Here is a 21790-nt window from a genome sequence, read left to right on the forward strand (position 1 = left end):
AAGTGAAGCTCGGTTTGCAACTGGGATATTGGGGTGCACAGCCGCCAACGAACGCACCTGAGCTGGTCGCCGTGGCCGAGGAGGCCGGCTTCGACACCGTGTTCACCGCCGAGGCGTGGGGCAGCGACGCGTTCACACCGCTGGCCTGGTGGGGTTCGGCGACCAGCCGGCTGCGCCTTGGCACCTCGGTGGTGCAGCTGTCTGCACGCACCCCGACCGCGTGCGCGATGGCGTCGCTGACCCTGGATCACCTGTCCGGCGGTCGGCACATCCTGGGGCTCGGGGTATCGGGGCCGCAGGTGGTGGAGGGCTGGTACGGGGCGAAATTCCCCAAACCGCTGGCGCGCACCCGCGAGTACATCGACATTTTGCGGCAGGTCTGGGCACGTGAGGCGCCCGTGCACAGCGACGGGCCGCACTACCCGCTGCCGCTGACCGGCGACGGCACCACCGGGCTCGGCAAGAACCTCAAGCCGATCACCCATCCGCTGCGTGCCGACATCCCCGTGATGCTGGGCGCGGAGGGCCCGAAGAACGTCGCGCTGGCGGCCGAGATCTGCGATGGCTGGCTGCCGATCTTCTACTCGCCCCGCATCGCGGGCATGTACAACGAGTGGCTCGACGAGGGATTCGCCCGGCCGGGTGCGCGTCGCAGCCGTGAAGACTTCGAGATCTGCGCGACGGCGCAGGTGGTCGTCACCGATGATCGTGCCGAGATCATGGAGTTGATGAAGCCGCACCTGGCGCTCTACATGGGTGGGATGGGCGCCGAGGACACCAACTTCCACGCCGACGTGTACCGCAGGATGGGCTACGCCGAGGTCGTCGACGACGTGACCAAGCTCTTCCGGACCGACCGCAAGGACGAGGCCGCCAAGATCATTCCCGACGAGCTCGTCGACGACTCCGCGATCGTCGGCGACCTCGCCTACGTCGAGGAGCAGATCAAGGCATGGGAGGCCGCGGGCGTCACGATGATGGTGGTCGGGGCCCGCTCGCCAGAGCAGATCCGCGACCTCGCGGCGCTGGTCTAGGCGATCTCCCTGGCGTCGCCGAAGGTCATGTCGGCGTTGGCGATCGACATGCAGGCGAACGCCTTCTTGGGCAGCCCGAGCGACGCGAGTTCCTTCGCGATCGGGTGATCGCCCAGCCTGATGGCGGCTCCTCCGATGCGGGCGTGCATGCCGGAGGTGACCTGCTCGGCTTCGGTTTCGCGGGTCGTGCCGTCGAGGTTGGTGTAGGTGAGCAGCGATTGCGGACGCGACGGCATCGGCACCGGCAGCCCGCGTCCGATCGCCATCTCGACGACGCGAGAACCGTCGGCGTCGACATCGAAGGAGAACGGGTTGCCGTCCCGAACGGTGAAGTCCGCCATGATCTTCGGATAGCCCCAGATCTGCCTGCCCGCCTCCAGCGTGAATGCCCCGTCGACAGCCATCCGGTGCACGAAGGTTCCTGCCGCGCCAAACCCTCGCAGCCCGCGCACGTCCGATGCCGGCGGCTGCACCATCACGCAGAACGAGAACTCGTTGTACTGGCCCAGGTCACAATCGACGAACCGGGTCAGAAGAAGGTTGACCACGGCACGACCCGGCCGAAGCTCGAAGGCTCGCAGCCCGCTGTAGTCGATGAGACGCTGCGCGGCATCGGCGTCGACGGTGAACATCGCGCTGTGCACATCGGCTTTGCGGACCCTGATCGGCATCGTGAGCACGGTGCCTGCGATGGTGTGCTGGGACTCGGACATGCCGTCACTGTAGACCGGCTACTGCGGCAGTTGGGCGCCGATCTTGCGGGCCAGGTCGACGGCCGCGTTGTCGGCGTCCTGGCCCATCAGTGCGAGAACTGCGACCTGCACCGTGTTCGAGCGACCACCGGCAGGGAATTCGACCATGCCGCTGGCGAGGAAGCGCATGCCGTCCGGGCCGGGTGTGCCGACCTCGGGGAAGCCAGGCTCGGGTGGTGGAAGCGTTCCGTTGATCGCGGTGCCGGGATTGCCGATCTCCACGGTGACCGACTCGTAGGTGTCCCGGTTCTCCCAGGTGCAGGCGGGCGCATCGGTGCTCCCGCCGATGGACCTGCCGTCGGCCGGCTTACCGAGCAGCTTGGCGATGTCGTCGCTGCTGAGCAGCTTGCACGCGTCGATGGGTGAGCCAGGGGCGGGTGGCGTGCTCGACTGCGACGACGCATCGGAGGCTTGCGGTTTGTCGGCGCCGCATGCGACGAGGGCGACGCCGGCCGCGAGCGCGGCGACGGCGAAGGTAGCTCTGCTGGCGGCCATGCGGAATCACGGTAATGCAGATGGCCCGGTTGACGGGTCGTCTAGATTCCCTTATCAACCGATGGAGGCAGGCATGACAGTTACCAGACCAGACGTTGACCTGACCGACGGCGACTTCTACGCGGGCGACTCCCGGTCCGTCTACAAGTGGATGCGCGAAAACGAGCCGGTGTTCCGGGATCGCAACGGGCTCGCCGCCGCCGCCACGTACGCGGCCGTGATCGAGGCAGAACGCAATCCCGAGCTGTTCTCCAACGCCGGCGGCATCAGGCCCGACCAACCGGGCGTCGAGATGATGATCGAGATGGACGACCCGCAGCACCTGCTTCGGCGCAAGCTGGTCAACTCCGGTTTCACCCGTAAGCGCGTGAAAGACCTTGAGGGATCCATCATTTCCTTGTGTGACACGTTGATCGATGCGGTGTGCGAACGCGGGGAGTGTGACTTCGTCTGGGACATCGCCGCCCCGCTGCCGATGGCGGTCATCGGCGACATGCTCGGCGTGCGTCCCGAAGAGCGCGAGATGTTCCTGCGCTGGTCCGACGACCTGGTCGGCGCGTTGAGCAGCACTGCGGATCCCGAGAAGATGCAGGTCACGATGGACGCGTTCGCGGCGTACACCGAATACATGATGGGCATGATCGCCGCGCGCAAAGCCGAGCCGACCGACGATCTGGTCAGCGTCCTGGTGCACGCCGAGGTCGAAGGGGAGAAGCTCGAAGACCACCAGATCGTCACCGAGGTGCTGCTGCTGCTGATCGGCGGTGACGAAACCACCCGTCACACGCTGTCGGGTGGCACCCGACAGCTATTGCGTCACCCCGATCAGCACCAGCGCCTGACCAACGACCTGGACCTGCTGGCCAACGCGATCGAAGAGATGCTGCGCTGGACCGCCCCTGTGAAGAACATGGCCCGCACGGTCACCGCCGACACCGAGTTCCACGGCACCCGACTCAAGAAGGGCGAGAAGATGATCCTGCTCTTCGAGTCCGCCAACTTCGACGAGAAGGTGTTCGACGAGCCCGAGCGCTTCGACATAACCCGCTACCCGAATAACCATCTTGCATTCGGCTTCGGCACCCATTTCTGCTTGGGCAATCAGCTGGCCCGCCTTGAGCTTTCGCTGATGCAGGAACGGCTGCTGAAGCGGTTGCCGGACATGCGGCTGGCCAACGACGACGAATTGCCGCTTCGCCCAGCCAACTTCGTCAGCGGACTTGAGCGCATGCCGGTGACGTTCACGCCAACCAGGCCACACAATGACGCAGGCCAACACGGAGACCCTCGGTAGCCGAGCGATCCGTTCGCCGGCCTACACCGCGGTGCCGCGGGAGCGGCGCCACCAAAGCGCTGCACCCAACCCGAGCGCGGCCAGCACGACGCATCCTGCACCGATTGCCAGCAAGGTTGGCCGGTTGGTCGCGTGTTCGGCTGAGGGCGAAGGGATGTCGGCGGGTGCGATCGACAGGTTGGTCACGGTGCCCTCAGGGCCGGCGGCAAGAACATCGCCGTCGAGGCTGGACCAGCCCTCTGGCAACTGATCGATGAAACCGAAGAGCGGCTCGACGAGCGACCACGCTCCGCTGGTCGTGACGAGGACGACCGTGCGGTTGCGAGGCTGGTCGGCGAATACCTGGATCGATCCCAAACCGCTGTTGATGTCGGCGCGTAGTTCCTTGCCAAGGTCGACCCGGACGTCGGAGCTTTCCCCGCCAATCGGCGGGCGCATCGCCGTCGGCCCGAGGGTCGTGGCGTTCGCCACGATCACCGCGCCGGTGCCGCTGTCGGCCGCGGCCTTGACGTCGACGACGCGCGGCATCAACGCTGTATCGGTCAGTCGCGCGATGTCCGCCACCACCCGGGTCGCATAGTCGAGTTGGTTGGGGTTGGTCCCGTCGAGCGCGACGAGGAACTGCGGGCTGAACTCGGACGGCGCCGCGCTGAACCCCCCAAGGGGCCGGCCACCGCGTCCCATCGTCAACGTCGACCGAGGGTCGAGCTGGAAAGTCAACGGCGCAATTGTCGGGCTGCACAACTGGCGCGGGCTGAACGTCAGGTCGAACTCGAAATTTATTCTCTGCTTCAGCAATTCGGTGGGTACGTCGAACACGGCATCGACGTGGCCACTGTCGTTCAGCGGGGACGTGTACACGGCCTGGCCGTTCACACTGACCGTGACGCTGGCGGAGTCCAGGGACGCGACCGGCGTATGGGTGGCGAGAAGATGCGCTTGCAGGTGGTCGACGCGCCCGGCCCCCAACGCGGATCGGTCGACTCCCACCGTCAGATTGGACGTCCGCAACACCAGGCTTTTGCCATCGAGATTCAGTTGGCCGAAGCTCAGCTCGTCCGAGGGGGAGTCACGGTCCGCGCCTGCCGTGTCGACACGTGCGTTCGGGACCTGCGCCAAGGACTGGAGTCGGTTGACCACAAGGGACGCCTGATCGCTGAGTTGGTCGCCGCGTCCGGTCAACGCGAGGTAGACATCGGCCTTGCCCGGCTTGACGACATTGAGTCCAGCGTCACCGCTGTCGACCACGATGGCGCGGGTGAGTTGAGGCGCAGGCGGGGGCGTGGCACCGCGCGGCTGATTGACGACCGTGATCGCCGTCGGTTGCGGCCGGTACATGCGCGCGACGGCCGATGCCAGCGTGAGTACCGCCTGCTGTTCGGCGCCGTTGGCGTCGACAGGTGCGTAAATCGTGAGCCGCTGCAGGACAGGAGGAAAGAAAGCCGCAATCGTCGTTGGCGCGGGTTCGTCTCCGGCGAACACCACGGAGAGATCGCTGATGTCCAGCCGCTCGCCGAGGCCGCACCGTTGCTCCGGGGGGAGCCCGGCTTCGCGCACTGTGAAGGACAGTCCGACGGCTGATGCGCTCACCTGTGCCGCTGAGATGTCTACGTCGAAAGGCACCACGGCTTGGTCCGGCGCCACAGCAGGCAGCTCCACCGTTGTCAGGAATCTGCCCCTGCCGTCGTTGATCTCCACGAAGCCGGCACCGAAGTCGACGGGGGCATGAATGAGTCCGCGCAGCCTTCTCGCGGTGAACCCGGTTGGCACCGGAACCGTGAAGTCCTGATTGGCGTTGGCGCCCACCAACGTGATCGCCTCGGGCAGCCCCAGCGTCGGCCATGGCAAGGTCACCTCCGCGCCTGCCGCGGGGTCGGAGTTCAGCGGGTCGGCGTAGGCCGCGCCCGGTGCAGTCGCCAACATCGCCGATATCAACAGGCAGACGGTTGTGGTGACGGTTCGCCGGATCGTGCAACGCCTCACAAGAGACACCGTCGCTCCCGCCCCGAATGAGCGCGCCCGAATGACATCCTGACGTCGCCCCCCTACTGGCAAACCCTACGCGTAAACCGCGCGGTGCCGCCACGGGTCTAGGCGATTGCGGGCGCGCCGCTTGGAGGCCATGCCGGCGCTGCACACCGAAAATCGAGCGTTTGCGCGGCAAACGGCCCGGCGAGTCTACTGTTGACCTCAAAAGGTCAGGACGGAGCGCCGCAGAGTTGTCTGCCAACGTGTCGAGGGTGTCCGCGCCCGCGATTGCCCTGATCTCGTCGCTCGAGAATCGCTTCGTGATGACGAAGCTGCTCATCGGCGCTGTCATCGGGCTCTGTGCGGGCGCGCTCATCGGCGGGTTGGCATTCGCAGCGTTGGCCACCGACACCACCGCGACAGCTTTTCTGCGGCTCCAAGATCCGGCCGATCTCACCGCACTCGCTGCAGGGGCGAGTCAGATCACCCCCGACAACCAGGACAACACAGCCAAATTCGTCGCTGGGGAAATCGCCCTCATGTCCGGCGAGGGATTCGCTGCGGCCGTGGCCGGGAAGTTGGCCATGGACGAGCCGGCGAAACTCAACGTTGCGCAGGCAGGCGAGTCGTCGGTGGTGACCATCAGCGCCAGCGGTGAATCCGACGAGGCCATCAGAACGGTGCAGACCGCCATCGACCTCTACGGGCAAGAGCTTGCGCAGCGCGTCGACGCACAGTTGCGGACGATCCTGCCCACGTTGTCCGAGTGGCAGCAGCGCGACGCGGCGGACCCAACGCGGATGCAGGAACTCCAGCGAGCGCGCGAGAGCGTCGAGCTCCAAGCGGCCGCGGCAGGCGCGTTGAGCGTCGTGCAGCCGCCCACTCCGAACCATCCGAGTTCCCACCAGTGGGTCATCGGGGTCTTTCTCGGCGCGCTGGTGGGCGGTTCGGGCGTAGCGGCGGTCCTGCTGGCTCGACGCAGGCGCTCGGGCCGCGGGTCGTTGGCGAAAATCATGGCCGAAAATGTCGACGGTGTCCTGCTGCCCGTCGTTGACCTCGACATACCTGCCCGCGACGCCTGGGCAGACGATCAGAACCGGCTCGCAACAACCCTCTATGCGCAATGTCCGTCCGCCGGGCCGACTCGCGTGATCCTCGTCATCGGCGCCTCGTCGTCATCGGGAAGCGCCGTGGTGGCATCGCTGCTGGAGACCGCGGCGGCGCAAAGTCAGCCGGGGGCGGCCGCGGCGACCCCGGCGGGACAACATTGCTTGCCGACCTCGGCCGAACCGCCCACGACACGAGTCGTCGCGGGCGGAGCCGTCGGCGACTCGGTGCTGACCCCCGACGTGATCGGCACCGCCACCGACATCGTGCTCGTCGCCCGACTCGAAGCCGACACCGTCGCAGAGGCGTTGGCGCTGTGTTCGGCGGCCACATCCCGTACTGCCCCGGTGGTCGCGGTGTTCACGTATCGCCGCGGTCGGGGCGTGAGATTCAGAAAGGTTCGGGGTCCGCGGTGAGGGTCGCGATCGTGCACGAGCGACTGACCGAGGTCGCGGGTTCTGAGCACGTCGTTGCCGAGCTCTCCCGGGAGTGGCCGGACGCGCCGATCAGTATTCCCATCGTCGACCCACGCGTCAGCGCGTCGTTCGCCGGGCGTGTGCAAACCGGTCCGCTGTCGTCGGCCTACCGCACGGTCGGCTACCGCAGCTACGCACCGTTGCTTCCGCTTGTGCCGGCCTGGTTGAGACGCCGGGACTTCGGATCGGCGGATGCCGTGATCATCAGCCATCACGCCTTCGCCGCGGCCGCCGTCCACGCCGCGACACCCGTACCCACGATCGTCTACGTGCATTCACCGGCCAGATGGGCCTGGGACGAGAAAATGCGAATCGAAGAGGCAACGTCGTGGCCCGGTCGCCTCGCACTCGATGCGCTGTCGCGGGTGGCGATCAAGACGGAGCTGGCCGCTGCCCAGGAGATCACGTCCATCGTCGCCAACAGCACCGCGGTGGCGCAGCGAATCAGGCGCCATTGGAATCGCGAGTCACAGATCGTCCACCCCCCGGTGAACATCGACTTCTACACCCCGGAGGTATCCGAGGCGCCGCGCGGTGACTACTTCCTCCTCGCGGGACGGTTGGTGTCCTACAAGCGCCCCGATATCGCCATCAGAGCGGCCGTCGAGTCCGGTGTGAAACTGGTGGTCGCGGGTGACGGCCGAGACGCCGCCAAATGCAAAAAGCTGGCTGCGGGCGGTGACATCACCTTCGTCGGTCGGGTGTCGAATGAGGAGTTCCGCAGCCTGTACCGGCGGGCGAAGGCGATGGTGATGCCGGGCGAGGAAGACTTCGGCATCACACCTGTCGAGGCGATGGCATGTGGCACACCGGTGATCGCGCTCGGGGTCGGCGGCGCTCTCGACAGTGTCGTCGAGGGCCTCACCGGATCGTTCGTCGCCGGAGCCAGCGACGCCGAGGTGGTGGGTGACCTCGCGCAGAAGTTCGTCTCCTTCGACGGCCGCCAGTTCGATCCCGTCAAGATCCGGTTGCACGCAGAACAGTTCTCGCCCGACGTCTTCCGCCGCAAGATGGCCGAGGTCGTAGCGCAAGCGGTCGCGAGCCGCCGAAATGATTGACCTCCCAGCTGCGATCTGGTGTGGCTGTGGCTGACACCAGGCATCTGCACACAGGGGTACAGGTCGTCGCCGGGCTCGCCCTGAACGTCTTCCCGGCAATGTTCATTGCCATCTATGCGCGTATCGCCCCCATCGAGACCCAGGGGTTTCTCGCACTGGCGCTCGCCGTCGGCGTGTATGTCGCGCAACTGTTCAACGCCTTCATCGTCGAGGGGCGCCTGGCGACCCCGGACGCCGACGGCGAGCTCGGCGTGCCGTTGTGGGTGGTGTTGTTCACCGTTGCCTCTTGCGCGCTGTTGATGATCGGACCCGGCGTCGCGCCGTCCTCGGTGCTGATGGCGAGTTCCATCGGGGTGATGACCGGCCTGTTGATGGCCAGGTCGATCGGGGTGGTCAGTGGCGACTGGAAACGCGAAGGCTTCGCGGCGTCGGCGTTGATCGCCGCCAGCTTGGTCGCTCTCTGGATGGCTGATCAGCACCACCCGCACGCCGTGCGGGTGCTGGCGACAGGGGCTCTGCTCGCGGTTCTCATCCGTTATCAACCGCGAAAGACACTGCCGTCCATGGGGTTTCCGCCAGATATTCGAAGGTCGAGCTGGGTCACCGCGGAGACGGCGGTCGTCGGTGCCGTTCAGCCCGCGATCACCTCCCTGGTCTTGGTCATGATCGGACCGGCAGCCTCGGTCGCTTTTCGGGTCATCTCCACCGTCGCAGGCGCGTTGGAGCCGATTCTGGCGTATGGCAGATACCGATTGCTCGCTCACGGACACCGGGGCGAACTCGTATCGTTCGTCGCGGTCTTCGGCGCCGCGATGGCTCTGGTCCTGATCGCTGCCCTTGGCGGCCTTGGAAGCCTGATTTTCGGTCCGGCGTGGAGCGGTGTCGGCGTCGCGGCGCTGTTGCTGGCCTTCCTCTGGAAGGGCTTCATGTTGTTGTCGACTGTGCCGTTCGCCGCGCTGCGCAAGGCGGGCCAAACCGTGCTCGTTTTCTGGATTCGCGGCATCAGCACACTCATCTATCTGGTGATCGGCGTGGCCTTCCTTCTCGTCTGGCACACCACAACCGCGATCTTCTTGGCCTTTGCCGTTGCCGAGATGATCACCGCCCTCATCTACCACCGCGCGGCGGTCAATGACGCGCCGGACTATGCGGCGACTTTCGGGCTTCGACCGCTTCGCGAACGGTTCAGCTAGCCATGCTCACCGACAACGGCGTCCAATCCGCGCAGCGAAGCGCTGCAGCATCCTTTCAAGCCCCGGCGTGGTTCTCTCCCGGCGTCTTGATTCTGGCGCCGGTGGCGATGTCATTCTTGGCGTGGGGGGCGTTGACCGCCAGGCAACAGTTTGGCCAAGCCCAGACCAGTTCGGAGGCATTGAACGGCTTTTCGGCCCCGGCCGCGGTGAGCGGCCGGGGCATCGCGCTGCTCCTGCTTTGGTACTGCGCGATCGTGATGGTGTCGACGGTCGGTTTCTGGCTCGGCACACACAGGTCACGCCCTGCGATCGGCAACGAGCGCACGAACACCGTCTGGTTCGAGCGGCGTTACTTCTTTATCCTGCTGGCTGCCGGCGCCGTCGGTGTCGCCTACTCGTTCGTGAAGGTCGGCGGTGTCACCGCCGTCGTCGATTCGCTAAGCGAACAGACCGCCAACGATTTCTCCAATTCGCTCTCGGGCTTTGCCGGGGTGCAGACGCTGCGGTACGCCACCATCCTTGCTGCGCCGATCGGCGTGCACCTCTGGCGCAAGAAAATCATCGGGTGGCCGTACATGGCTGTTGGGATGCTGCTGTTGATCGCCAACTCCGTGATCGCCTCGCGGCTTGCACTGCTGATGGCATGCGCGGTTTATCTGGCCGCTTGGGTGCGAAGCCGCGGCCCGCGCCAATCGGGCAGCCGATCGCAGACACGCAAGTGGATCGCGATCACGCTGATCGCGCTCAGTGGGTTCGCTGTGCTCACCGCACTGAACTACGTGCGCAACGCGAACTATTACCGAGAAGCCGGTGTGTCGAATCCGGTTGCGATGAACATGTACCAGACAGGGGCGTACCTGGCCGTCCCTGCGCAAATCTCCCTCGGAGTGTCGGATGCGGTGGCCCGTGGCGCCTGGGAGAACCGAGGCGGCGCATCGACATCGCTGAGCGCCGTGCAGCCCACCTTTCTGCAGTTCAACAAGGTCGCCAAGGACGACAGTTGGAAACAGGCATCGACGTATGGCTACTCGGTGACGTTCGCAGGTAACTTCTTCACCAACTCCGTGTTCGCCGACACCTACTCCGTGTACGGGACATGGGGCTGGCTTTACACCATCCTGGCCTACGGGTTCGCCGGTTACGCCTTCGCGCGCATGCTCAGTTTCAGCCCAGTCATCGCCGCGTCCTCAGGCGTATTGGCGTACTGCTTCCTGGAGGTATGGCGTGTGCAGATCCTGATCTACGGGATTGTCTTGTTCCTGTTGCTGCTCACGGCGGCAAGTGCTTTCCTGGCCACCAGACGTCCGCCGGCTACCGACAGTTGATCGCGGCGTCGCCGAGCGCCGGGGTGATCTCCAGGAAGGTGACGTCGGTGATGACGCGATCGGATCCGTTGAGCGACAGGCACGGTGGGGCGCTGACCGCCTGCTGATCCGATTTGCCGATCGTCACGCTCAGGCGCTCGACCGCGAGCTGGCCGGTGTTCACGGCGCTGAGGGCGACGACCCGCTCCGCGTGACGAATCGAGACGTTGCGCAGAGAGATCCCGTTTGCGTTGGCGATCCCGACCCCGCCGTTGCCGCCTGCGGTCGACGCGGATGAGATGGCGCAGTTTCGTATCCGAAGGCCACTCACCTTGTGATCGGTCAGTGACTCCGCCCGGACCGACCAATTGTGGCAACCGTCGAACTTCGTGTCGTCGAGGCTGACGTCGAAGTCGCTGAACCGCACGTCACCGGACGCTCCCGGTCTGGCCAGGAGGTGCACACCCGTGTCGCAGTCGGCCGCAGTGACACCTTCGGCGCGCACGGCGCGGCTGGCCACATAGTTCCAGCCCACGTCCGAGCCCGGTTCGGCGGAGTCGACCATCACCGCCGAGCCGGATTGCACCCCGGCGACTCTGAGGTCGGTGAGGGTGACCCGATGTGCTCCCGCGATACGGACGCCGTTCGCCTTGCCGCCGACGATGCTGACGTTGCTGATGGCGAAGTCGGCGTTGGACCAGTCGGTGAGAACGGGAAACGAAAACGTATGCGCGGCATCGTCGAACGAGAACCGGCGAGCGAAATATGTCACGAGCGCCATCCCGTCGTCGCCGGTGTCGACGGCACTGTAGTCGTCGATCCTGGCTCTGCGGCAGGCGTTGAAATGTAGTCCGTCTGCCTGGCTGTTGGCCACCCGCAATCCAGCGACGTCGATGCCGGACACGCCAAACATGACCACCCCGGCTTGCGGACTGCCGCGAACGACACAGTCCGCCAGGTTTATCCCGGCAACGGGCGCCCGCGGCCCTGACCAGCCGACCGGCGGGGAGTCGCCGTCGTCGGGACAGCCGACCACCCTGATACCGTCGCCGAGCGACCGCTTCGCACCGGCCGCCCACCGGATGCTCACGTTGCGCAACGAGATTCGCGATGCCGGTCCACGAACCAGAAGACCGTGACTGGTGCCGGTGTGTGCGGTCGGATCAAGGTTGTCCATGAAAAGCTCGGCACCGGAGGCGAACTCGATCTCGACGTCGGAGACACCGGTGATCGCGATGGCCGCCGCTCCGGTCGGGTGCCGCTGCGCGAATCGATATATCCCTGGCGGAAAATACAGCGTGTCCTTCGATCGCAGGAATCCGACCGCGGCCTGAATCGCCTGCGAATCGTCTGTGACCCCGTCACCCCTGGCGCCGAACTTCGAGACGTCGACGACGATGCGCCCGTCGCGCTGCCGGCCAAGCAAGACGGCCGCGGCCACCGCGACAGGCGCGAGGGCCACAAGCGTGCGCCTCGACATCATCTCGTTCGGCTGCCGACCAGATCGAGATCGGCACATATCGCGTCGGCTGCGGCGGTCGCGCAAATCCCGTGCTGACGCCTGACAACATGAGCGTGGCCTCGCGCCGCCAACTCGGTTCTCGCCGCGTCGTCAACGCAGTACGCGCGCATCGCATTCGCCAATCCCGCACGGTCGTGGGGGTCGAAATAGTCTGCACCGTCGCCGCACGTCTCCCGAAGGACGGGGATGTCTGACGACAAGACCGCCGTGCCCGATGCCATGGCCTCCAACGGCGGCAAACCGGCACCTTCATGCAGGGACGGCATGATCAGCAGGTCCGCGGACGCGACAAGCGCACGCAGGGCCGCGAAGTCGAGTTGCCCGATCAGCAGAACCCGGTGCCGGTTGTCCTCGGCGAGGCCGCGGACCCGTTCGTCCAGCGTCCGCAGCGAGGCGCCCCCTCCGGCGATCACCAGCTTGTGCGGGATGGTGTGGGAGATGTCGGAGAACGCTTCCAACAGAAGCGGTAAGTTCTTGTAGCGCTTGGTGTTTCCGATGTACAGCAGGAAGGGGCCGCTGACCGGCGACAGACTCGGATCGGCAGGCTCATACCAGATCTCATCCACAGGTATCGGCGTCACCATCACCTGTGCCGATCGCGTGATCTCTTTCAACGCCGCCGCGGTCGCTTCCGACGGTGTGAAGATTCGGCGACATGCCCGGGCATCTGCACCCAGCATCACGCGCGCATACGAGCGGCCTGCCCAATTCTGTCCGCTGACGCAGCGGGGCAGGAGATGGATGGCGTCGTGCACGGTGACATAGACGAGCATCCGGCGATTACCGGGCAACAACCGGGCCAACGGGTTGGTGTAGTGGGGCAGCCATACCGCACGGGGTAGCGCCTCGGCGAACGCACGGTGCCAGACCAGCTGTTCGGCGGGAGAGTACATCGGCGCCGACGGTGGAGATGCGTGCACCACCCCAGTGCTCGGCCGAAGCCCGGCGAGGGTATCTGCGTCTCCCAGCACGGCCAGTGAGACACCGTGGCGAGCCGCCGCCTCCTCGAGAAGGGGAAGTTGGGTGCGGATGTAGGTACCGATGCCGCTTCGTCGGATATGTCGAGCATCGAACAGTAGATCGACTGGGTGGGCTCTTGTCCGCGCGTCTGTCATGTCCGCCCCCGATTGCGTGGTGTGACTCCAGGCTACGTCGCTAATCGCCCACCCGTATTTGTGCACGGGTTATGCTCGCTCCAGCGAAATTCGGATACCGTAGGTGAATGACCAGCGGGCTGCCAGCGTTCGACGATTGGCTCAACCACCGGCTCGTGGAGCGAGCGAGCGAAGCCGGCGAGGACGTCGATATTTACGTGGCCCGCGCGGTGGCAGCACAGATGGTGGCCGACCAGAGGCAGGCCGACGGCCCGTTGGTCAAGGAAATTCTGATCCACCTCGCCGAATCCGGCGTATTTGCCCAGACTTCGATGCCCAGCGTATCGGGGGTGTTGGCGGACGCCGACCGGCTGCGTTCTCTGTATGCCACCGGGCTGCTGGATTCCCCTCCGGAGGAAATCTACGATCGGAACACTCGGGCAGCCGCCGACGCCCTGGATGCACCGATCGCAGCGATGTGCTTGGTGGATGTCGACCGGCAATTCTTGAAGAGCGTGGTCGGGCTGGGCGATTTATCTGTGCAGGAAAGACAGATGCCGCTGGAGCATTCCTTCTGCCAATATGCCGTGGCAAACGGCAAGCCGCTTGTTCTCGAAGACGCGCGAAATGACCCGGTATTCAAGAACCATCCGCTGGTCCGCGGCGGTATCGTGGCCACCTACCTCGGTATACCTCTGACCGATCACAACCAAAACGCCATCGGTACGCTGTGCGTATTCGACACCAAGCCACGACTGTGGGGCCCAGGACACGTTCAATTGCTCAGCGATCTCGCGGCGCTCGCCGCTGACCGGATTTTCGGTCCTGAGCCCGATCCAACCTAGAACGCGGCAACTTCAGCTATCATCGCAAATAGTTATTTTCGTGAAAGCTGGGCAAATTTTCACACCCGACTCATTTCGATTTAAACGGGCGCCCCAGCGATACTGAGAGTTAGTCCGTAACAGGGGTCCGGGGGCGTGCCGCATGCAGTTACACACAGGCGTGGCGGTTCACCCGCCCAGTGCCCGCCCGGCCGTGCCGGGACCGAATGCCGCGACGCAGCCCGTTCGAGAAGCACCACCCCGCTGGGTCGAGCGCGTGCGCACCGACCCGGTGTATTCGCTGATCACCGTGGCGGTCGACGTGCTGTACGCATCTGCCGCGGTAGCGCTGGCGCAGTGGTTTTCGGACGCGGTCGGAGAGCTCGCCATGTGGTCGTGGATTTTCGTGCCGATCGTCGTCGCCATACTGGCCACCCGGACGATGTACCGAGAACGGCTGAACCACCGATTTCTCGACGACTTCGAGCCGGTGGAGACGTCGATTGCCCTGTCGGCTCTGGCGACGTTGATGGTCCTTTTGCTGGTCGTGCCTCCCCCTGACCCTGGCGAAACGGTCGAGTCGTACCTCCGCCCCGGCGAGTTGGTCTTGCACATATGGGTCGGCGCGGCAATTCTGATACCCGCGGTCCGCCTGATCAGATCGATGATCAACCGCTACCTGCGGCGGCGGTTCCATGTCGGATCGCCTGTGCTTATCGTCGGCTCCGGTCCTGTCGTGAATCAGCTCATCTCGCGGATGCGTCAGGTGCCCGACTACGGCCTGTGGCCCGCAGGCGTGCTGGATCACGTGCGGCCACAAGACGCGGAATTGCTCGACCTGCCCTACCTGGGATCCGTCGACGATCTTGAAAGCGCCGCGCGCGCCACCCGCGCCGAGGAGCTCATCATCGCGTCGACGCCGTTGCCTGACGAGCAGTTGGCGCATACCGCCCAGCTGGCGCGGCAGCTCGGGCTGCGGGTTCGGGTGGTGCCTCGGCTGATGGACGCGGTCGGCGCCCACGCCAGGGTCGAGCACTTGGGCGGCATCCCTCTGATGGAGCTCTGCCACGTCGATCCCAAGGGTTGGCAGTTTGCGGTCAAGCATGCCTTGGGTCGGACGATTGCCGGGTTGGGGCTATTGCTCATCTCACCCCTGTTCCTAGGCCTCGCGCTCCTGGTCAAGATCAGCTCCCCCGGCCCCGTCTTCTTCCGGCAGCAGCGGATCGGGCGCGACGGCGTGGTCTTCGACTGCTTGAAGTTCCGCAGCATGCGGCCTCTGGACAGTGCGAAGGCGGGCTTCGAATTGCAGGCGGGGGCGGCGCCCGGCGGCGTGGAAGGAGACGATCGGCGGACTGGGGTCGGCAAGTTCATGCGTAAGACGTCGTTGGACGAATTGCCTCAGCTGCTCAACGTGCTGCGCGGAGACATGGCCCTGGTCGGTCCGCGGCCGGAGCGGCCCGAGTTCGTCGACCTGTTCGAAATGCGAGTGCGGCGCTATGGCGAGAGGCACAGGGTGAAGGCGGGCATCACCGGCTGGGCTCAAGTGCACGGACTTCGAGGGCAGACCTCGATCGCCGATCGGGCCGAGTTCGACAATTACTACATCGAGAACTGGTCGTTGATCCTCGATCTGAAGATTTTGGCGCTGACCGTGTTGGCGGTGCTGAAGAGCGCGGAAGATTGATCGTCGGTTGCCGGGTGAGCGATGAACCAGCGCATGTCGGTTTGATTCCTGACGGGATGCGGCGTTGGGCCGACGCGCATGGCACCACCCTGACCGACGCGTACCTGCGCGGCGCGGAGAAGGTCGCTGAAATTCTCGTTGCGCTGCAACGCAACAGTGTGCAGACCGTTTCGGTGTACAACCTGAGCCGCGCGAATCTGGCGCGGAACGACACCGAGCTGAACGCGGTGTACACGGCCTCGGTCCATTTTCTCACCACGTTGGTTCCTGCTCATTTCGATCCCGCCACGTGCAGCGTGCGCGTGCACGGCGATCGGAACTTGCTCCCGGAGAGATACCGCGCTGCTGCGCACGGTGCGGAAACCGCAATGAGCGGTGACGATTTCCGAATCAACATTCTCGCCGCGTACGACGCGCGCGACGAACTACGTACTGCCTTCTCGAAAGCGCAGCGAGAAGGCTGCGATATCAACGCCGCATTCGATATCGGAGACGTCGACCTGGTGATCCGAACGTCGCCCGAGCCGTTGCTCAGTGGATTCTTGCCGCTGCAAAGTCAGTACGCCCAGCTGGTTTTTCTGACGACGCCGCTCAACGAGCTCACCGGGGGGCACATAGACGAACTCGTCGGTGACTATCGACGCTTCCCGCAGCGACGCGGTCAGTAGCTTGTGATGGAGTCGAAGAGAAACCCGTTGATCATCGGCGCCGGTCCCGCGGGGCTGACCGCCGCGCTCCGGCTGGCGAAAAGGGGTGTGACGCCCCGCATCTTCGAGGCGTCTGCCAACGTCGGCGGCCTGGCCCGCACACCGAGCAACGGTGACTGGCGGGTCGATCCCGGCGGTCACCGGTTTTTCACCAGAAATGAAGAGGTTTTGGACCTCTGGAAATCCCTGCTTCCGCCCGACCAATGGATCTCCGTCCGTCGGCGCTCCGCCATGCTCGTTTCAGACCAATATGTGCGGTACCCGCTCGTCGGCCGCGACCTATTGACCCAAATGGGTTTTCGGCGCGGAATGCACGGTCTCGGCAGCCTGTTGTGCGCCAGAGCTGGGCGCGGAATGCGCCCCGTTGACGCTTCGGCCAGCTTCCGCGAATGGGGCACCAACGAATTCGGTCGCTATTGGTACACCATGTTTTTCGACGGATATGTCCGCAAGACATGGCTGGCCGACCCAGACGACATCACGAGTGATTGGGCGAACCAGCGAATAAGGCCGATCAGTTGGCGCGTGCCACCAGAGCACGGTTCAACCGACCAGGACGTCTTTCAATACCCCGTGCGCGGGCCCGGCCAACTCTGGGAAGCCGCCGCGGCGAAGCTGGCGCACGACGGAGTCGTCCCCGCCCTCAACTCGCCGGTGGTCAAGGCCCGGCTCGACGGCGGAACCTGGACCGTCGAGCTGCAGAGCGGCCAAACCGTGCCCGGAGATGCCGTGTTTTCCAGCATTCCGCTGCGGTCGCTTGTCGGCGTCCTGGAGCCCGAGCCACCGAAACACATTCGGGCAATGGCCGCGGCCCTGCGGCACCGCTCGCTGATAACGGTGGCCGTCGCCCTTCGGAAGCACTACGACATTCCCTACAACTGGGTCTACACGCCCGGTAAAGGCCTTCAAGTGGGTCGAATTCAGAATTACGGCCTGTGGTCGACGGGACTTTCGCCGGCCGGCTGGGACGGCACGTACCTGGGATTCGAGTACTTTGTCGGCCAGGACGGAGAACTATGGTCGGCCGACGACGAGCGCTTGAAAAGCGTTGTCGAACAAGACCTTCGCGCGCTCGGCATCGACAGCTCCGCAGTCGAGCGGGTCATGGTCGTGCGCTCGCGATTCGCATATCCGATCTCGGACCCCGCCAGTGAAAGAGGCGTTGCCCGAATTCGTGATTTCCTGCGCCGAACCTACCCCTCCCTTCACCCGATGGGGCGCAACGGCATGCACCGCTACGACAACCAGGACCACGCGATGTTGAGTGCCATGTACAGCGTCGCCCGATACTTCGGCGAGGACGCCGATCCGTGGCAGGTGAATACGGATCGTCGGTATCACGAGGCCGGATTGCTCAGGAGGTAGAGCGCGCTCGGCGCCTACTTCATCTACTTCGTCTACTTCATCGTGAAGTTTGGCGCGCGCTTCTCCTTGAACGCCAACGGGCCTTCCTTGGCGTCGTCGGAAAGGAACACCTCGATGCCGATCTTGGTGTCGATCTTGAACGCGTCGTTCTCGTGCATGCCTTCGGTCTCGTGGATGGTTTTCAGGATCGCCTGCACGGCGAGCGGGCCGTTGTTGTTGATCACCTCGGCGATCTCGAGGGCCTTCGCCAGAGCCGAGCCGTCGGGGACGACGTATCCGACCAGACCCATCTCCTTGGCCTCGGTAGCGGTGATGTGCCGTCCGGTCAGCAGCAGATCGCATGCCACGGTGTAGGGAATCTGGCGGACCAACCGCACCGCGGAGCCGCCCATCGGGTACAGGCTCCATTTGGCCTCGGAGATGCCGAACTTGGCGCTCTCGCCCGCGATGCGGATATCGGTGCCCTGCAGGATCTCGGTGCCGCCGGCGATCGCGGGTCCCTCAACCGCCGCGATCAATGGTTTGGTCAGCCGCCGGCCCTTCAGAAGGGCGTCGATGCGTGACGGGTCGTAGCTGCCGTCCTTGAACGAGTCGCCAGGCGGCTTTGCCGTCGCCGCCTTGAGGTCCATTCCTGCGCAGAAGTAGCCGCCAGCCCCGGTCAGGATGGCGGTCCTGATCTCGGGATCGTTGTCGACGCGGTCCCAGGCCTCGACCATGATCGAGAGCATCTCGGTGGAGAGCGCGTTGCGCGCCTCCGGGCGGTTGAGCGTCAAGATCAGGGTGTGTCCGCGCTGCTCAATGAGCGCGTCGGGCCCTTTTTCCGGGTTTTCTCCGTCGCTCACGGATAAGTCCGCCTTCCTGCATCGATGCCACAAAAAGACCTTGTCACACTGTGCTGCTTGAAGAAAAATGTAACACGTTCTAGTTTGGTGTCCGTGGCCCTGAACATCGCAGACCTCGCCGAGCACGCCATCGACGCCGTGCCAGACCGTGTCGCCCTGATCTGCGGCGACGACCAGCTGACCTACGCGCAGCTGGAGGAGAAGGCCAACCGCCTTGCGCACTACCTGATCGACCAGGGTGTGAAGAAGGACGACAAGGTCGGCCTGTACTGCCGCAACCGCATCGAGATCGTCATCGCGATGCTCGGCATCGTCAAGGCGGGCGCCATCCTTGTCAACGTCAACTTCCGCTATGTCGAGGGCGAACTGAAATATCTTTTCGAGAACTCCGACATGGTCGCGTTGGTGCACGAACGGCGGTATGCCGACCGGGTCGCCAACGTGCTGCCCGAGACGCCGAACGTCAGAACAATCCTGTCGGTCGAAGACGGCAGCGACGACGACTACCAACGCTACGGCGGTGTCGAGTTCTATGCGGCGCTCGAGGAAGGGTCGCCCGAACGCGATTTCGGCGAGCGCAGCGCCGACGACATCTACCTGCTCTACACCGGCGGCACCACCGGCTTCCCCAAGGGCGTGATGTGGCGTCACGAGGACATCTACCGGGTGCTGTTCGGTGGCACCGACTTCGCCACGGGTGAATTCGTCTCCGACGAGCACGACCTGGCCAAGGCCGCCGCAGAGAATGCGCCGATGATCCGCTACCCGATACCGCCGATGATCCACGGTGCCACCCAGTCGGCCACCTGGATGTCGGTCTTCTCCGGCCAAACCACCGTGCTTGCACCGGAATTCGACGCCGACGACGTGTGGCGAACGATCGAAAAGCACAAGGTGAACCTGCTGTTCTTCACCGGAGATGCGATGGCCCGCCCGTTGCTCGACGCGTTGACCAAACTTCACGGCGCCGGCCACCAACCAGACCTGTCGAGCTTGTTCCTGCTGGCGAGCACCGCCGCGTTGTTCTCCACGAGCATCAAGGAGAAGTTCCTCGAACTGCTGCCCGACCGGATCATCACCGATTCCATCGGCTCATCCGAAACCGGCTTCGGGGGCACCAGCATCGTGGCAAAAGGTCAGTCGCACACCGGCGGGCCGCGCGTGACGATCGACCATCGCACGGTCGTTCTCGACGAGGATGGCAACGAGGTCAAACCCGGCTCCGGGGTACGCGGGCTGATCGCGAAGAAGGGCAACATCCCGGTCGGCTATTACAAGGACGAAAAGAAGACCGCCGAGACCTTCAAGACCTTCAACGGCGTCCGCTACGCGATCCCCGGCGATTACGCAGAGGTCGACGCCGATGGCAGCGTCACGATGCTCGGCCGCGGGTCGCAGTCCATCAACAGCGGTGGCGAGAAGATCTACCCCGAGGAAGTCGAGGCCGCGCTCAAGGGCCACCCCGACGTTTTCGATGCGCTTGTGGTCGGCGTGCCGGACGAGCGCTACGGCAACTGTGTCGCCGCGGTGGTGCACCGCCGCCCCGGGACCAACCCGACGCTGGCCGAGCTCGACACGTTCGTGCGGCAGGAGATCGCGGGTTACAAAGTGCCGCGCAAGGTTTGGTGGGTCGACGAGATCCACCGCACTCCGGCAGGCAAGCCCGACTACCGCTGGGCCAAGGACACCACCGAGGAGCGTCCGGCCGACGACGCGCACGCCAAACACGCCGGGGCGCCGTCCTGATGCACACCGATTTGTGTGACCGCTTCGGCATCACCTACCCGATCTTCGTCTTCACCCCATCGGAGAAGGTGGCTGCCGCGGTCAGCAAGGCCGGTGGGCTTGGCGTACTCGGCTGCGTCCGGTTCAACGATGCCGACGACCTCGAGCGCGTACTGAACTGGATGGACGCGAACACCGACGGCATGCCCTACGGTGTCGACGTCGTCATGCCCGCCAAGATTCCCACCGAAGGCACGTCCGCCGACATCAGCAAGCTGATCCCGCAGGCGCACCGCGAGTTCGTCGACAAGACGCTCGCCGATCTTGGGGTGCCGCCGCTGCCAGACGACGAGGAGCGCTCCGCGGGCGTGCTCGGCTGGCTGCATTCGGTGGCCCGGTCACACGTCGAGGTGGCGCTGCGGCATCCGATCAAGTTGATCGCCAACGCGCTCGGTTCCCCGCCCAAGGATGTCATCGACCAGGTCCACGGTGCCGGTGTTCCGGTCGCGGCGCTGGCGGGCAGTGCCAAACACGCGCTGCGTCACGTCGACAACGGTGTCGACATCGTCGTCGCGCAGGGCCACGAGGCAGGTGGCCACACCGGTGAGATCGGTTCGATGGTGCTGTGGCCGGAAATCGTTGACGCCCTTGATGGTCGGGCCCCTGTGCTCGCCGCGGGCGGCATCGGAACCGGGCGGCAGGTCGCGGCCGCGCTCGCGCTCGGCGCTCAGGGCGTGTGGATGGGGTCGGCGTTTTTGACGTCGGCCGAATACGACCTGGGCGTGCGCACCGATGCGGGCACGTCGGTGATCCAGCAGGCGCTGCTCGGCGCGACGTCGGCGGACACCGTGCGTCGGCGCATCTACACCGGTAAGCCCGCCCGGCTGCTCAAGAGTCGGTGGACGGATGCCTGGGATGCGCCGGATGCGCCCGAGCCGTTGCCGATGCCGCTGCAGAACATCCTTGTCAGCGAGGCGCATCAGCGCATGAGCGAGTCGTCGGATCCGACGGCCGTCGCCATGCCGGTCGGCCAGATCGTCGGCAGGATGAACGAGATCCGGCCGGTCGCCGACATCATCGCCGAATTGGTGACGGGTTTCGAAGAGGCCACTCGCAGACTGGACGACATCCGACGGAGCTAGGCGATGTCGACATTCGCGTTGGTGCATGGGGCGACCGCGATTGCCGACATTCCAGGCGACGAGCACCCGGGCCTTGGACGTAGAGACTCCGAAGGTCGCCGGGCGTGGATTGACAAGCGGTTGGCCAAATTTCACATGTTCGGCGACTGCGACGACGACACGGCGGCGTCAGCTTTCGAGCGCCTTCGTCCGCGTTTCCCGAAG

At 65.0% G+C, this 21790-nt stretch carries 18 protein-coding genes; 12 read left to right on the plus strand and 6 right to left on the minus strand.

What is annotated here, in order from left to right:
• The first annotated feature begins 2 nt into the window (after positions 1–2).
• Positions 3–1034, plus strand: a complete 1032-nt coding sequence (locus D6M19_RS14540; RefSeq protein WP_123025942.1) for an LLM class F420-dependent oxidoreductase — start codon at positions 3–5, stop codon at positions 1032–1034.
• On the opposite strand, the gene D6M19_RS14545 is transcribed toward D6M19_RS14540, so the two are convergent.
• Both D6M19_RS14545 and D6M19_RS14550 read right to left on the minus strand, forming a co-directional pair.
• Positions 1031–1747 carry an acetoacetate decarboxylase family protein gene (locus D6M19_RS14545; protein ID WP_123025943.1) on the minus strand — a complete coding sequence of 239 codons (717 nt, stop codon included), beginning with the start codon at positions 1745–1747 and terminating at the stop codon, positions 1031–1033. The genes D6M19_RS14540 and D6M19_RS14545 overlap by 4 nt on opposite strands.
• A gap of 18 nt (positions 1748–1765) precedes the next feature.
• Positions 1766–2281: a DUF3558 family protein gene (locus tag D6M19_RS14550; protein ID WP_123025944.1), complete on the minus strand. Its 516-nt coding sequence runs from the start codon at positions 2279–2281 to the stop codon at positions 1766–1768.
• Between the two features lie 73 nt (positions 2282–2354).
• Here D6M19_RS14550 and D6M19_RS14555 point away from each other — a divergent pair, with 73 nt between their 5' ends.
• Complete coding sequence (locus D6M19_RS14555) at positions 2355–3575, plus strand: cytochrome P450 (RefSeq protein ID WP_123026084.1); 1221 nt, start codon at positions 2355–2357, stop codon at positions 3573–3575.
• A 21-nt stretch (positions 3576–3596) separates the two neighbouring features.
• Here D6M19_RS14555 and D6M19_RS14560 read toward each other — a convergent pair whose 3' ends face one another.
• Positions 3597–5558, minus strand: coding sequence for a cellulose biosynthesis cyclic di-GMP-binding regulatory protein BcsB (locus D6M19_RS14560; RefSeq protein WP_234834858.1), 1962 nt, complete (start codon positions 5556–5558; stop codon positions 3597–3599).
• Between the two features lie 257 nt (positions 5559–5815).
• Here D6M19_RS14560 and D6M19_RS14565 point away from each other — a divergent pair, with 257 nt between their 5' ends.
• The 4 genes from D6M19_RS14565 to D6M19_RS14580 all read left to right on the plus strand — a co-directional run bounded on the left by D6M19_RS14565 (position 5816) and on the right by D6M19_RS14580 (position 10702).
• Complete coding sequence (locus D6M19_RS14565) at positions 5816–7066, plus strand: hypothetical protein (protein WP_123025945.1); 1251 nt, start codon at positions 5816–5818, stop codon at positions 7064–7066.
• Positions 7063–8184 carry a glycosyltransferase gene (locus tag D6M19_RS14570; protein WP_123025946.1) on the plus strand — a complete coding sequence of 374 codons (1122 nt, stop codon included), beginning with the start codon at positions 7063–7065 and terminating at the stop codon, positions 8182–8184. The genes D6M19_RS14565 and D6M19_RS14570 overlap by 4 nt, the downstream gene beginning before the upstream one ends.
• Positions 8185–8210: 26 nt before the next feature.
• Positions 8211–9377 carry a hypothetical protein gene (locus D6M19_RS14575; protein ID WP_123025947.1) on the plus strand — a complete coding sequence of 389 codons (1167 nt, stop codon included), beginning with the start codon at positions 8211–8213 and terminating at the stop codon, positions 9375–9377.
• Between the two features lie 107 nt (positions 9378–9484).
• Positions 9485–10702, plus strand: coding sequence for an O-antigen polymerase (locus D6M19_RS14580; protein ID WP_234834873.1), 1218 nt, complete (start codon positions 9485–9487; stop codon positions 10700–10702).
• On the opposite strand, the gene D6M19_RS14585 is transcribed toward D6M19_RS14580, so the two are convergent.
• Positions 10689–12143, minus strand: a complete 1455-nt coding sequence (locus tag D6M19_RS14585; RefSeq protein WP_234834859.1) for a glycosyl hydrolase family 28-related protein — start codon at positions 12141–12143, stop codon at positions 10689–10691. The genes D6M19_RS14580 and D6M19_RS14585 overlap by 14 nt on opposite strands.
• A gap of 17 nt (positions 12144–12160) precedes the next feature.
• Positions 12161–13318, minus strand: a complete 1158-nt coding sequence (locus D6M19_RS14590; RefSeq protein WP_123025950.1) for a glycosyltransferase family 4 protein — start codon at positions 13316–13318, stop codon at positions 12161–12163.
• Positions 13319–13425: 107 nt separating this feature from the next.
• Here D6M19_RS14590 and D6M19_RS14595 point away from each other — a divergent pair, with 107 nt between their 5' ends.
• From D6M19_RS14595 to D6M19_RS14610, 4 genes are all read left to right on the plus strand, one after another.
• Complete coding sequence (locus tag D6M19_RS14595; RefSeq protein WP_206428531.1) at positions 13426–14142, plus strand: GAF domain-containing protein; 717 nt, start codon at positions 13426–13428, stop codon at positions 14140–14142.
• A 142-nt stretch (positions 14143–14284) separates the two neighbouring features.
• Entirely contained in the window at positions 14285–15805 is a 1521-nt protein-coding gene (locus D6M19_RS14600) for a sugar transferase (RefSeq protein WP_123025951.1), read from the plus strand.
• A 56-nt stretch (positions 15806–15861) separates the two neighbouring features.
• Entirely contained in the window at positions 15862–16473 is a 612-nt protein-coding gene (locus tag D6M19_RS14605) for an undecaprenyl diphosphate synthase family protein (protein ID WP_123026086.1), read from the plus strand.
• A 6-nt stretch (positions 16474–16479) separates the two neighbouring features.
• Complete coding sequence (locus tag D6M19_RS14610) at positions 16480–17877, plus strand: NAD(P)/FAD-dependent oxidoreductase (RefSeq protein ID WP_123025952.1); 1398 nt, start codon at positions 16480–16482, stop codon at positions 17875–17877.
• Positions 17878–17909: 32 nt separating this feature from the next.
• Here the strand turns inward: D6M19_RS14610 and D6M19_RS14615 are convergent, their stop codons facing one another.
• Complete coding sequence (locus D6M19_RS14615) at positions 17910–18719, minus strand: crotonase/enoyl-CoA hydratase family protein (protein ID WP_123025953.1); 810 nt, start codon at positions 18717–18719, stop codon at positions 17910–17912.
• A gap of 87 nt (positions 18720–18806) precedes the next feature.
• Between D6M19_RS14615 and D6M19_RS14620 the strand changes: the two genes are divergently transcribed.
• Entirely contained in the window at positions 18807–20465 is a 1659-nt protein-coding gene (locus D6M19_RS14620) for a medium/long-chain-fatty-acid--CoA/3-oxocholest-4-en-26-oate--CoA ligase (protein ID WP_123025954.1), read from the plus strand.
• Positions 20465–21586: an NAD(P)H-dependent flavin oxidoreductase gene (locus D6M19_RS14625; RefSeq protein WP_123025955.1), complete on the plus strand. Its 1122-nt coding sequence runs from the start codon at positions 20465–20467 to the stop codon at positions 21584–21586. The genes D6M19_RS14620 and D6M19_RS14625 overlap by 1 nt, the downstream gene beginning before the upstream one ends.
• The last annotated feature ends 204 nt before the right edge of the window (positions 21587–21790 follow it).

The sequence above is a fragment of the Mycolicibacterium stellerae genome, from assembly GCF_003719305.1.
Lineage (GTDB): Bacteria > Actinomycetota > Actinomycetes > Mycobacteriales > Mycobacteriaceae > Mycobacterium > Mycobacterium stellerae.

Coding starts and splice junctions, on each gene's coding strand:
- D6M19_RS14580 (WP_234834873.1), top strand. CDS start 9,485: ATGTCATTCTTGGCGTGGGGGGCGTTGACCGCCAGGCAACAGTTTGGC.
- D6M19_RS14600 (WP_123025951.1), top strand. CDS start 14,285: ATGCAGTTACACACAGGCGTGGCGGTTCACCCGCCCAGTGCCCGCCCG.
- D6M19_RS14545 (WP_123025943.1), bottom strand. CDS start 1,747: ATGTCCGAGTCCCAGCACACCATCGCAGGCACCGTGCTCACGATGCCG.
- D6M19_RS14605 (WP_123026086.1), top strand. CDS start 15,862: ATGCGGCGTTGGGCCGACGCGCATGGCACCACCCTGACCGACGCGTAC.
- D6M19_RS14550 (WP_123025944.1), bottom strand. CDS start 2,281: ATGGCCGCCAGCAGAGCTACCTTCGCCGTCGCCGCGCTCGCGGCCGGC.
- D6M19_RS14555 (WP_123026084.1), top strand. CDS start 2,355: ATGACAGTTACCAGACCAGACGTTGACCTGACCGACGGCGACTTCTAC.
- D6M19_RS14610 (WP_123025952.1), top strand. CDS start 16,480: ATGGAGTCGAAGAGAAACCCGTTGATCATCGGCGCCGGTCCCGCGGGG.
- D6M19_RS14595 (WP_206428531.1), top strand. CDS start 13,426: ATGACCAGCGGGCTGCCAGCGTTCGACGATTGGCTCAACCACCGGCTC.
- D6M19_RS14590 (WP_123025950.1), bottom strand. CDS start 13,318: ATGACAGACGCGCGGACAAGAGCCCACCCAGTCGATCTACTGTTCGAT.
- D6M19_RS14625 (WP_123025955.1), top strand. CDS start 20,465: ATGCACACCGATTTGTGTGACCGCTTCGGCATCACCTACCCGATCTTC.